Origin of the sequence: Nocardioides sp. CPCC 206348 (genome assembly GCF_048654705.1) — a bacterium.
Taxonomy (GTDB): Bacteria; Actinomycetota; Actinomycetes; order Propionibacteriales; family Nocardioidaceae; genus Nocardioides.
Genome location: NZ_JBMCZA010000234.1, coordinates 10,142 through 21,944, shown reverse-complemented (window position 1 = coordinate 21,944; position 11,803 = coordinate 10,142). Strand labels below are relative to the sequence as shown.

The following is an 11,803-nucleotide window of genomic DNA, read 5'->3' as shown; positions in this document are numbered from 1 at the left end:
CGCGCGGCCAGGCCGTTGAAGGCGATGCCCTTCGGCCCCAGCACGCCGCGCTGGAGCGCACCGACCTGGTCGAGGAGCCGGCCCAGCAGATCCGGCGGGACGGTGCCTTCGTTGCGGGCGGCCGCGAGGATCGCATTCACCAGGCGGTCGGCGCTGGCGTCGGGTCGGCGCAGGACACCGACCACTCCGGCCTCGACGACGTTGACGAGGTCGGTGTCGTCCAGGCCACCGACGACGAGCACCGTGCTCGGGCCGGTGCTGTCGCGGCGCAGCTTGCGCAACAGGTGCAACGACTCCTCGTCGACCCGGTCCGCGACGACCACGGCGACCGCGGCCTGTCCGGCTTCCTCCTCGGTGACGATCCGCACCTCGGGACGCGGACGCAGATGGCTGACGACGCCCGCCTTGAGGATGGGGTCGATGGCGTGGACGTGGACTCTGACGTGACGATCCATCATGCGGATGCACTCCTGTCGGGCTCGAACGCGACCGCTGGGAGGGGCGGTCCTGAGGAGCACACCAGAGGGCACTCTCTGTGCACTCAACAGTGGCTCAACGGGCACATCCGATTGCCCGTAAGTCCTCCCCTGCGACGGGTGGCCGGACCATCCCGAGGTCCTAGCGTTGCCAGCGTGACGACTACTGCAAGCCTTGAATCCCCGACGGTCCAGCTGGACCCCGGGTCGGAGGCAGTGATCCCGCTCCAGATCAAGAACAACGGCACGGTCGTGGAGGGCTACGACATCACCGTTGTCGGTGGACCTGCGAGCTGGGCGACTGTCGAGCCCGCACAGGTGTCGCTCTACCCCGGTACGGCGACGACGGCGACCGTGACGTTCCGGCCGCCCCGCTCCGCGAGCACGCCGGTGGGCTCCCAGCGCTTCGGTGTCGTCATCACGCCGCGGGACAACCCGAACAACGCCGTCGTGCCCGAAGGGGTCCTGGAGATCCTCCCGTTCCTCGACACGACGGCCGAGCTGGTCCCGCGGACCTCCCAGGGGCGGCGGGGCAAGCACCAGGTGGCCATCGACAACCGGGGCAACGTGCCGGTGAACGTCCTGGTCCACGCCGCGTCGGAAGGCAACCGGGCCCTGCTCGGCGTCAACCCGGTCGGGCTGATCATCCCGCCGGGCGAGGCCCGCTTCACCAAGGTTCGCGTCAAGGGGCGTCGCGCCATCTGGCGGGGCCAACCCGTCACCCACAACTTCGTCGTCGACGTCACCCCGGAGAACAGCACCCCGGTGGAGCTCGAGGGCACCTACGTCCAGACGCCCGTCATCCCCAAGTGGCTGATCTGGGCGCTGCTCGGCCTGCTCCTGCTGGCCGGCCTGCTGGCCGCGCTGTGGTTCACGCTCCTGAAGCCGACCATCGAGTCGCAGGCCAAGGAAGCAGCCGAGGAAGCCGCGGCCGACGCCGAGAAGGCGGCCGGGGAAGCCAAGAAGAACGCCGAGGCGGCGAACGGTGCCGCGACCAACGCACAGAAGTCCGCCGACAAGGCCGACCAGGTCGCCGGCCAGAAGCCCGCCCCCAAGGTGATCGTCACCGAGGTCTCGCGGCGGCTCTTCGCCGACCCGCTGGACAACGCGACCGAGGCCGCGACCTACCCAATCACCGACGAGGGTGTCTACCGCCTGACCGACGTGGTGCTGAGCAACCCGCAGGGCGACTTCGGCCGCGCGGTGCTGTCCGTCGACGGCGAGGTGCAGATGGACGTGGCGCTGGAGAACTTCCGCGACCTCGACTTCCACTTCGTCTCGCCGATCGTGGCATCCGACCAGATCCGCCTGGTCGTGACCTGCCGGACGCCGGGAACGCCTCCCGACGCCCCGCCGGCCACCCGGTGCGACACGTCGGCACTGCTCGGCGGTGAGCTGTCGGTCCCGGCCAGCTGATCCGCAGACGGGAAGGGCGTCAGGGCTGGGTGGCCCGGGCGCCCTTCAACAGGTCGGCGGTCGACTCGACCACGCCCAGCGAGGCGAGCACCGAGGCATAGGAACGCCGGGCCCGCTCGGCCGCCGCGACATCCTGCGCGGCGTCGTACGCCTTGACCAGGAGGCGCCAGGAGGCGTCCCGGCAGGGCTCGATCTCGATGCTGCGCTGGGCGGCGACGGCGGCCTCGGCCGCACGGCCCTCGGCGAGCCGGAGCTCACCGAGGAGCGCGGCAGCCTGGGCCGCACGCACCCGGTATCGGTCACGAACGCCCACGGCCCACTCCGATGGCCCGTCCTCGGGAAGGACGTCACCCGTGTAGGTCTGCAGGGCGAGGTCCAGGGCGGCGGCGGCTCGCCCGACGTCACCGCGGGCACGCCACTCGTCGGCCTCCCGGGTGCGCAGGTCGAAGTCGCGGAGGTCGGACACCGACCCGTCCGGCAGGGCGAGGGAGTAGCGATCGCCGTCACGGACGACGAGGTGGCTCGCGCCGCGGGCGACGCCGGGCTCGAGTGCGGCGCGCAGGCTCGAGACGCAGACATGGAGGTTGTGGGTGCCGGCGTTGCTGTCGAGCTGCGGCCACATCGCGTCGACCAGCATCTCGCGGTGGACCGAGGTCCCGGCGTGCAGGGCAAGGACGCGGAGCAGGGCGCGGGCCCGCGGCCGCACGCCGTCGAACCCGGGCGCCACGCCCCTCACCAGGATCTCGAAGCCGCCGAAGCAGCGGACCTCGATGGGAGCCGCCCGATCGGCCACGACGACCTCGGGTCGCCGCTCGGCGCTCTTCTCCATCCACTCCCACGGCCGGCAGTCGAAGCCGATCCGGTCGGCCTCCGCGGTCGCGTCGGCCAGCAGGTTCGGATCACGACGCAGCGTGCCGAGCACGCCCCAGGCCAGGGCCAGCGCCCCGGGCACCTGGGCCGTGTGGGCGAACCCGACGGCGAGCTCGGCCTCGCGAGCAGCATCGGGCGAACCCGTCCAGGCACCGGCGAGGGCCAGGCCACCGCGCGCCCATGCCTCGAGCGCGGGCGCGCCGAGCAGTCGGCAGCGGCGGACGAGGTCGTCGAACTCGGAGACCGACGGCTGGCCGGCGCGGGCGCTGAGCACGGCGTGCAGGGCGGCCAGGACGAGCGCACCCCAGCGGTCCCCCATCGCGTCGGCCTCGTCGCGGCGACGCGGGAGGCTGACCGGGTCCGCGATCCCGCCGGCGAGCCTGCTGACCCACGGCACGCCGCCCCGCTCGGCTTCGTCGACGAGGCGTTCGACGCCGGCCGGCCCGGACAACAGGGCGGTCAGTGCGGACAGCGCCAACGCCACGGGATGCTCCGAAGGCGGTACGTCGGCCAGGCGGCGCGCCGACACGAGGTCACCCGCGACGGCGCAGTCCACCGCCTGGAGCAACCGGTGCTCCAGGTCCTGGTGTCCGTGGCTTCTCCCTGAGTAGCGCAGGGGGTCGGGGCGGTGGACAGCGGAGCGGAGCCGTTCGAACCAGGGGCGCCCCGGCGTGAGGTCGCCCTCGATCCACATCCGCAGGGCCCTGCGCATCCATTCGTCTGCTGCGACCAGGGCCGGGGACGTGTGCAGCACCCGCGGACCGAGCTCGTCCTGCGCCGCCTCCAGGCGGCCCGACCTCAGCTCGCGCACCGCGCGTGCGATCGGTCGCCACGCACCCTTGACGCACGCGGCATCGAGCCAGTCCAGGTCCGGGTCGGACAGCACCGCCAGGGCGTTGGCGTCGAGTACGGCGGCCGCCGCATCCCACGCGCCCGCCGCGACATAGGTGCGAACGGCTGACGCGGGCTGGCCGTCCGCCTCCATCCGGGCCGCGCAGGCCAGCACCCGAGCACGGAAGTCGTCGGCACCGATCTCGTCAGCGAGCTCGTCCAGGAGCTGGTGGCGCACCACCCGGGCCAGGGCGTACCCGCCGGGCACACCCCGCACGAGCCCCTGGCGCACCAGGCGCTGGAGCCAGGCGCCACAGTCCACGCCGACGAGGTCCCGACAGCGGTCGGCGGTGAGCAGCTCCAGTGGGGCGGTCTGGCGCAGCAGCCGCACGTCCGCGGCGTCGAGGCCGGACAGGATCTCGCGGGCGACGTACCCCATCGCGAAGGTGGCGCCGCCGGACAGGTCCTGCAACGCGTGGCGACGTGCGTGGTCGCCCGAGCCGCGCGTGGCCTGGTTGAACATGTGCAGCGCCGCAGCGAGGCCGTCGGTCTGACGGGTCAGCAACCAGCCGTCGTCGTTGGTCAACGGCTCCCCGTGCACGGAGCGGAACAGCTCGTCGGTCTCGGGTTGCCGAAAGCGCAGCGCATCGATGCCGACGACGACACTGGGGAACTCCGAGCGCGCGAGGTTGAGGGACAGCTCGGCGCGGGACACCACCACGACCCGCGCGGTCGTCGCCTGGAGGATGTCCTCGATCAGGTGGGCGACCTCGGGATGGTCGACGTGGTGGAAGTCGTCGATCACCAGGACCGGGGTGCCGTCGTACTCGGCCAGCCGATCGATGAGGGACTCGCGGCAGGTCGCTCGTGGGTGGCTGGGTGCCAGGAGGTGGACAGCGTCGGCGAGGCCGCGGATGGACTGCGCGATCCGGTCGGTGTCGCGTGAGGTGGCCCGCCACCAGGCGATGTCCGCGGGCGAGGTACGCGCCCAGTGCGCCAGCGCAGTCGTCTTGCCGACCCCGGCCGGCGCAACCACGGCACCGATCCTGGCCTGCAGGAAGCCGTCGAAATGTCGGTTCAGGCGGGCCCTCACGAGTCCGGGCGCGTCCGGCACACCGGTGAGCTCGGGCCGCTCGGGGCGGATCGGCGTCCTGCCGGGGAGGCTGATCCGGTCGGCACTGGTCATCACGACCGGTCCGGCTGTCGCAGGCGTCGCAGGTGCGGTGGGCGTCGGCTCAGCCTGCAGTCCCGGCCCCATCACCCGCCTCCTTCGTCGTCCCGTCGACAGCGGGACCCGCGTCACGCCAGCACCGGCATGTCCTCGCTGTCCCGCGAGAAGTATTCAGGCGAGGGCTCCAGGTCCGATACAGGGAAAACCCTCGATTCCCTGCATAGCGGAAAAATGTCCATCTGTCAGACACAACGACAAATCGGGCAGCATTTCGTCCACAGGCGGCTGGCCCCAAAGGCCCGCGAACCGGGGTCCCGGGGCACGGTGATCCCCATGTCCCGCCGTTCCCCGCAGCCCTCTGCCCGCCTCCTGGTACTCGTCGCGACCACCCTCGTTGCCCTCCTGGGCAGCCCCGGCGCCGTCAGGGCTGCGGACGATCCGGTCGGGTCGTGGCCGCTGGAACCCCGCCCCCAGGTGATCGGGCGCTTCGACCCACCGGACGATCCATGGGGCTCCGGGCACCGGGGCGTGGACCTCGGCGGCCGGGTCGCCCAACCGGTCCGCAGCGCACTCCCCGGGCGGGTGGCGTTCGCGGGGCGGATTGCCGGGCGCGGTGTGGTGGTGGTCAGCCACGGCGACACCCGGACGACGTACGAACCCGTGACGGCGGTGGTCGCGCCCGGGGACGCAGTGGCTGCCGGCGACGTCGTCGGCCACCTCGAGCTGGTCGGGTCACACTGCTTCCCGCAGGCCTGCCTGCACTGGGGCTGGCTCCGGGGCGAGACCTACCTCGATCCGCTGCGCCTGGTCGGCGGCGGTCCGGTCCGCCTGCTCCCGCTGTGGCAGGACCGCGGACTCACGCCCGTGGGTGGGCTTGCTGATAGGCCCTTCGGAGTCGGTCGGTGGTGACATGGGTGTAGCGCTGCGTGGTCGCCAGCGATGCGTGGCCGAGCACCTCCTGGACCGACCGGAGATCGGCACCGCCCTCCAGCAGGTGGGTGGCGGCGGTGTGGCGGAGGCCGTGCGGCCCCAGGTCCGGCGCCCCCGGTACGTCGGCCAGGCGCCGGTGGACCAGGGTGCGTACCGCGCGCTGGTCGATCCGGGCTCCGCGGGCGCCGAGGAACAGGGCCGGACCCGACCCGGGTCGGGCGAGGTCGGCACGGGCGGACTTGACCCAGCGGTCGATCGCCGCAGCCGCGGGATGCCCGAACGGAACCGTCCGCTCCTTGCGTCCCTTGCCGAAGACCCGGACCACGTTGCGGTCCCGGTCCACGTCATCGACGTCGAGCCCGCACAGCTCCCCCACCCGCATGCCGGTGGCGTAGAGCAGCTCGAGCATCGCGACGTCGCGCACCCCGATGGGGCTGCCGTCGTCAGCGAGCGCGGCAGCCGCGGCAATCAGTTCGTTCGCCTCATCGACCCGCAACACCGAGGGCAGGGTGCGGTGCGGCTTGGGTGAGCCGAGTGCCGACCCCGCGTCCGTCGGGGCACGCTCCGTCCGGGCCAGCCAGGCCGTGAAGACCCGTGCTGCCGTGGCGCGGCGCGCGAGCGTCGTGCGGGACAGTCCCATCGTCTGCTGCTTGGCGAGCCAGCTCCGCAAGGTCCGCAGGTCGAGCTCGGCGATGTCGTCCAGGCCCAGCCGCGCCGCGTGGTCGAGCAGCCCGACCATGTCGCCGAGGTACGCCGACACCGTGTGCGCCGCGAGGTCGCGCTCGGACACGAGATGCCGCTCGTAGTCACCCAGCACCCGCGCGAAGCCCTCGGGCAACGCATCGCGGCTGTCGGCGGTCGCGGTCACTGATCGATCGTAGGTCGCCGTACGCCGCCTCCGGCCGCGCCACGCGCGTCAGCACCGGGCACGCTCTGCGAGCCGCCAGCCGACGGGGAGCTGTTCCACGTAGCCCTCGTCGGCCAGGCCGCGCAGGACCTCGCCGACGCCCGGGACACCGAGCCCCGCCACCAGTGCGATCGACTCGGTCGAGGCGGGTACGACGACCGGCACGGCGTCGAGGACCTGCTGGGCCTTGATCGCCAGCCGGTCCCGCTCCCGCTCCGGACCGCGGGGCTCCACGACGAGGTCGTCCCCTGCCGCGCCGAGCAGCTCGAGCACCTCCTCCCCACCGGACACCAGCGTGGCGGCACCGCTGCGGATCAGCTGGTGCACGCCCTCGGACGCCACGCTCGTCAGCGGGCCCGGCGTTCCCATCACCACCCGGTTCAGCCGCTCGGCCCAGTTCGTCGTGTTGAGGGCGCCGCTGCGGACGGCCGCCTCGACCACCACCGTGCCCCGCGCCAACGCCGCGATCAGCCTGTTCCGGGCCAGGAACCGGATCCGGAACGGCGAGGCACCCGGCGGGGACTCCGAGACCACGGCGTGGTGCTGCGCGAGGTGGGCGAGCATCTCGCGGTGGGCCGCGGGATAGGCGCGGTCGGGGCCGCAGGCGAGGACGGCGACGGTGGGCGCCCCCGCGCTGAGGGCGCCGCGGTGGGCGGCGTAGTCGATGCCGAACGCCGCGCCGGACACCACGGGCCGACCAGCACCTCCGACGACGGCAGCGATGTCACCGGCCACCTGGTCGCCATAGGTCGTGGACGCGCGCGCTCCCACCACGGCCACCGACCGCTCGAGCTGGTCCAGGCGGAGCGGACCCTTCACCCACAGACCGACCGGCACCTCGCCCCGCTCGTGCAGGGGTGCGAGGTGGGCGAGGTCGTCCAGCTGGACGGGCCACTCCTCGTCGCCGGGAATCACGAAGCGGACGCCGAGCCGCTCGGCGCGCTCCAGCTCCCGCTCGGGGCGTACGTCGGCGAGGCGGGCGGCCACCGCGGAGAGCACCGAGCCGAGGTCGGGATGTTCGTGCAACGCCTTCAGGAACTCCACTCCCCCGAGCTCGCGGGTCAGGCCCAAGCAGCGGAGGTCTCCGGGCTCGGCGACGAGGCTGATCGTGGCGCGGGCAAGGCGCTCGTCGTCGGTCGTCATCCGGCCTGCTCCGACACGTCGAGGTCATACCCGCCGCGGATCGCCCGCAGGTCCACCGCTTCGCCCCGGCGCAGGCGCAGCGCGGTCTCGACCTCGGCGAGGCCGGGCACGACGTCGCGCCCGGTGCGCACCGACGCGAGGTCGGCGACGGTCCACGCCACCCGCAGCACGCGCACGGCCCCACGGGCGCTGAGTCGCCCGCGATACGTCTCCTGGTCCAGCTTCTGCTGGGCCTTCTCGGCCACCGGCCAGGTGTCCTTCAGCCGCGGACTCGGGATCTGGCTGTTCAGCCGCCAGCTGGAGTCGGCGAAGCGCCGCTGCTGGCGCTGTCGGGCGGCGCTGACCCGGGCCCGGACGTCCGCGGAGGTCTCGACCGGCCGAAACGGGTCGTGGCTCGCGGCGGTGGCCGGCTGCACGTGCCGGAGGATGTCGATCCGGTCCGCGATCGGTCCGGTCAGCCGGGTCTCGTAGGTGCGCCGGACGGGCGGTGCACACGTGCAGCGATTGGCCCGTGCGTTGGCCGCCCAGTTGCCACACGGGCACGGATTGCTGGCCAGCACGAGCATCCCTCCGGCCGGCAGGGTGACGGACTCGTCACGCCGGGCGATCGTGATGTCGCCGCTCTCCAGCGGCTGGCGCAGTGCGTCGATCACGTCGGACCTGAACAGCGGGAACTCGTCGAGGAACAGCACGCCGCAATGGGCCCGGCTGATCTCGCCCGGGTGCACCCGGCCGAGGCCGCCCCCGATGACGCTCGCCTTGCTCGCGTCGTGGTGGGGCGCTGCGAACGGCGGACGCACCACCATGCCCTGACCGGGTTCGAGGACGCCGGCGAGCGAGTGGAGCGCCGTCAGCTCCAGCGACTCCTCCGGGGTGAGGTCCGGAAGGATCGTCGGGATCCGCTCGGCGATGCTGGTCTTCCCGCATCCCTTGGCACCGGACAGCAGCAGCGCGTGCCCACCGGCAGCCGCCACCTCCGCGGCGTACTTCTCGTCCGCCATCCCGCGCAGGTCGGCGAGGTCGAGCTCGTCGAGGCGTTCGTCGCCACACCAAGTGAGCAGGCGCGAGCCCGAGGCTTCAGCGACAGGCGGCGCGTCCGGCACTTCATGACCGCGCACGGAGGCCACCACCTGGGCCAGCGAACGCACGCCGATCACGTCGACATCGGGGACCATCGTGGCCTCCTCGAGCTGCGGCTCGGGAACGTAGACGCGTCGTACGCCCCGCGCCGCCACGGCGAGGGTCATCGGGAGCACCCCGATGGCCGGGCGCAGGCCGCCGGCCAGGGTCAGCTCGCCGATGAACGCGGTGCCGGCGATGTCGCGGTGCTCGATCTGGCCGTCGGCCGCGAGCACCGTGAGCGCCATGGCCAGGTCGAACTGGGTGCCCGACTTCGGCAGGTCCGCCGGCGACAGCAGGATCGTGGTGCGCTTGGACGCCGGCCAGTCCAGGTCGCTGTTGATGATGGCCATCCGCACCCGGTCCAGTCCCTCGCGGAGCGCCGCGCCGGCCCGCCCGACGACCATGACGTTGGCCTGGCCCGGCGAGACGTCGGCCTGCACGTCGATCAGGTGACCGAGGGCACCGTTGAGCGCGACGCAGTGCGCCGTCGCGAACGGCATCAGCACAGCCCCGTGACGTGGTCGACCTGCGCCGGGCCGCGGCGGGGCCGCATCACGGCGACGAGGTCGACCCGGATCCCCGCCGGGCGGATGCCGCGCTCCTCGGCCCAGCGTTCACCAAGTCGCTTGAGACGGGCCAGCTTGGCGTCCGTGATCGCCTCGTGCGGCGTGCCGGCGACCAGGCTGGTCCGGGTCTTCACCTCGCACACCACCAGGGTCGTGCCGTCGCGGAGCACGATGTCGACCTCGCCCTCCGAGCAGCGCCAGTTGCGCTCGAGGACCGCCATCCCGAGATCACCCAGGTGCCGCGCGGCCACCTCCTCGCCGTACGCGCCGAGCGCCTGCTTCGCCTGTGCCGTGGTTGTCATGCGGGCCAGCGTCGACGAGCACCCCGACTCCGCGGCAGTACGACGAGACAACCCTGTGGACGACCGGAGTCATCCACAGGGTTGTTCTCGATTCATGGCCAGCGGCGTGACCGGAGTGACCTGAGGTCAGCCGACCAGCTTGGGCCCACCACAGGTCGGAGTCTCCTTGGCGTACACGTCCGCGCCACCCAACTGGAGTCCGAGGATGTCCTGGAGCGGCTCGATCAGCGCCGTCTGCAACGTCGCGACCAGCGGGTTCAGCACAACGCTGAGCAGGTTCTGGATGATCGGGTTCAGCACGCCGGTGAACACGGAGTTCAACGGATCGGTGATGTGCCGTTCCTTCCAGCTGCCCAGGATCAGCAGGCCGTCCCAGTAGTGCAGCACCAGGTCCGTGTTGACGGCCGGGGTGACCGTGACGGCGCCCAGGAGCATCCCGGTGCCACTGCCGACGGGTGTGGTGTAGCCGCCCGGGACCGGCACGACGACCGTCTTGTTGAAGGTCGACGACATTCCCGTACCGGCGGCGATGTTGAGGGACGTGTCGAGCGTGAGATAGGGCGGCTTGAGCAGGCTGCCGAGGCCGAGCAGCCCCAACACGTTGGTGAGCAGGCCGCCGACGGGGTCGACCGTGGCCTTGATCCCGGCGTTGGCGGAGATGCTGACGCCGCCGACGACTGCGGACGAGAGCGCCACTGTCACGCTCTCGGGGCCGGTGGGGTTGCAGGTGACCTTGGTGACCTGGGCGATGGCCTTGCCCAGGTCGATCGAGATCGCCAGGTCGATCGGTGCCACCGTGACCGAGGTGTTGAGGAGCGGCACGCTCAGCGACCGGCCGTTGATGTGGGCGCTGAGGTTGAGCCGGATCTGCGCGGTGCTGGCGGGGTCTGCGTCGCCCTTGCAGGTGGGCTTCGGCGCCTCGATGACGCTCAACGAGGTCGTGACACTGGCGACGCCCGGGAGCGAGATGCCGAGGTTCGGAATCGCGACCGCGTGGTCCTGGTTCGCCACGAAGGCGGTGCCGGTGACCAGGTCCAGCACGTTGATGCCGGCGCCCAGGGCGGCGGAGTCACCCGGCGCGAGGTTGAGGAGGTCGCCGATCGCGATCGTGGGGGTAGAGGCCCCCACGGTGATGCTGCGCAGGATGTTGGCCTCGACGAGCTTGCCCTTCGAGTCCAGCACCTTGGCCGTGGCGATGAGCAGGTCCCCGGCCTTGAGGTTGTCGAGGGCGAGCAGCTCGTCAACGGTGCCGACGCCGAGGCCACCGAGGTTGACGAGGTCGAGGAGAGAGACATTCGCCGCGGCGAGCCCCTTGTAGCTGACGAGGTCGAGGTTGACGGTGCTTCTCAACAGGCCGCCGAGCAACGGGTTGAGCAACGCGCTCTGGGCGGTGTCGAGCGAGGCGATGAACGATCCGACGCGGACGCACGCGGACTCCTCGGCCTGCGCCACGGCGGTCCGGGTCGACCCACCACGGGCGACCCCCGTGACCCCGCCGAAGGCGAACGAAGTGTCGGAGGTGGCCGACACCTTGACCGCGGCCGGAACCTCGTCCGATGTCTTTTCGATGACCACCCAGTTGTCGCCGTTCCGCTTGACGAAGTCCCAGGTGACGTCAGCGCTGGTCAACGCGCCGCCGAGCGCGTCGTCGTTGCGGCTCACGCTGCGGTTCTTGGCCTCGTCGAACGCGGACTTGTCGTAGGCCGAGGCCTTGCCGCCGTTCAACAGGCGCACCAGATCGAGCGCGACGACATCCGCGACGGCCTGCATGTCGCGGCGCACGACGCGCTGCTGGCCGAGGTCGACCGCGAACGCGGCGGACACGACGACCACGATCGTCAGTCCCACCGCCATCAGCACGGCGGTGACGCCGCGCTGGTCCATCCGGCGGTTCGCCATCTCAGCTCACCCTGGCCACGGCGGTGTAGGACAACGTGTCCGGCAGGACGAGCCCGAAGCCCGAGATGATGCCGTCGTAGTCGATCTCGACGACGACGGTCGCGCAGCTCTTCGTGGTCTCGCCCTCGCAGGGGGCAATGGTGACCGTGCAGCCCGAGGCGCTGCACTGT

General features: G+C 72.0%; 9 protein-coding genes. 2 read left to right on the top strand and 7 right to left on the bottom strand.

Translation table 11 applies throughout. The annotated features are described in order from the left end of the window. The coding region (locus ACOADB_RS26860; protein WP_378606265.1) for a DNA-binding response regulator at positions 1-458 on the bottom strand (458 nt) is incomplete at its 3' end. Between the two features lie 174 nt (positions 459-632). Here ACOADB_RS26860 and ACOADB_RS26855 point away from each other — a divergent pair. After that, positions 633-1,892 carry a hypothetical protein gene (locus ACOADB_RS26855; RefSeq protein WP_378606262.1) on the top strand — a complete coding sequence of 420 codons (1,260 nt, stop codon included), beginning with the start codon at positions 633-635 and terminating at the stop codon, positions 1,890-1,892. A 19-nt stretch (positions 1,893-1,911) separates the two neighbouring features. Here ACOADB_RS26855 and ACOADB_RS26850 read toward each other — a convergent pair whose 3' ends face one another. Next, positions 1,912-4,851 carry a BTAD domain-containing putative transcriptional regulator gene (locus tag ACOADB_RS26850; RefSeq protein ID WP_378606259.1) on the bottom strand — a complete coding sequence of 980 codons (2,940 nt, stop codon included), beginning with the start codon at positions 4,849-4,851 and terminating at the stop codon, positions 1,912-1,914. A 246-nt stretch (positions 4,852-5,097) separates the two neighbouring features. On the opposite strand from ACOADB_RS26850, the gene ACOADB_RS26845 reads away from it, so the two are divergent. Next, complete coding sequence (locus ACOADB_RS26845; protein WP_378606256.1) at positions 5,098-5,673, top strand: M23 family metallopeptidase; 576 nt, start codon at positions 5,098-5,100, stop codon at positions 5,671-5,673. Here the strand turns inward: ACOADB_RS26845 and ACOADB_RS26840 are convergent. The 5 genes from ACOADB_RS26840 to ACOADB_RS26820 all read right to left on the bottom strand — a co-directional run bounded on the left by ACOADB_RS26840 (position 5,621) and on the right by ACOADB_RS26820 (position 11,633). Continuing rightward, positions 5,621-6,562, bottom strand: a complete 942-nt coding sequence (locus tag ACOADB_RS26840; RefSeq protein ID WP_378606253.1) for a tyrosine recombinase XerC — start codon at positions 6,560-6,562, stop codon at positions 5,621-5,623. The two genes, ACOADB_RS26845 and ACOADB_RS26840, sit on opposite strands and share 53 nt — an antisense overlap. Before the next feature lie 48 nt (positions 6,563-6,610). Continuing rightward, complete coding sequence (gene dprA / locus ACOADB_RS26835) at positions 6,611-7,744, bottom strand: DNA-processing protein DprA (protein ID WP_378606250.1); 1,134 nt, start codon at positions 7,742-7,744, stop codon at positions 6,611-6,613. Continuing rightward, a complete protein-coding gene (locus ACOADB_RS26830; RefSeq protein ID WP_378606247.1) occupies positions 7,741-9,366 on the bottom strand; it encodes a YifB family Mg chelatase-like AAA ATPase in 1,626 nt (541 codons plus the stop codon). The genes dprA and ACOADB_RS26830 overlap by 4 nt, the downstream gene beginning before the upstream one ends. Then, positions 9,366-9,734 (bottom strand): YraN family protein, encoded by a 369-nt coding sequence (locus ACOADB_RS26825; protein ID WP_378606245.1) that lies wholly within the window; start codon positions 9,732-9,734, stop codon positions 9,366-9,368. Before ACOADB_RS26825 ends, ACOADB_RS26830 begins: the two co-directional genes overlap by 1 nt. 126 nt (positions 9,735-9,860) lie before the next feature. Next, entirely contained in the window at positions 9,861-11,633 is a 1,773-nt protein-coding gene (locus ACOADB_RS26820; RefSeq protein ID WP_378606242.1) for a hypothetical protein, read from the bottom strand. Positions 11,634-11,803 lie beyond the last annotated feature (170 nt).

Bases quoted from the DNA above. Each gene is read 5' to 3' on its own strand.
- ACOADB_RS26830 (WP_378606247.1), bottom strand. From the start codon at position 9,366: ATGCCGTTCGCGACGGCGCACTGCGTCGCGCTCAACGGTGCCCTCGGT.
- ACOADB_RS26820 (WP_378606242.1), bottom strand. From the start codon at position 11,633: ATGGCGAACCGCCGGATGGACCAGCGCGGCGTCACCGCCGTGCTGATG.
- ACOADB_RS26825 (WP_378606245.1), bottom strand. From the start codon at position 9,734: ATGACAACCACGGCACAGGCGAAGCAGGCGCTCGGCGCGTACGGCGAG.
- ACOADB_RS26845 (WP_378606256.1), top strand. From the start codon at position 5,098: ATGTCCCGCCGTTCCCCGCAGCCCTCTGCCCGCCTCCTGGTACTCGTC.
- dprA (WP_378606250.1), bottom strand. From the start codon at position 7,744: ATGACGACCGACGACGAGCGCCTTGCCCGCGCCACGATCAGCCTCGTC.
- ACOADB_RS26850 (WP_378606259.1), bottom strand. From the start codon at position 4,851: ATGGGGCCGGGACTGCAGGCTGAGCCGACGCCCACCGCACCTGCGACG.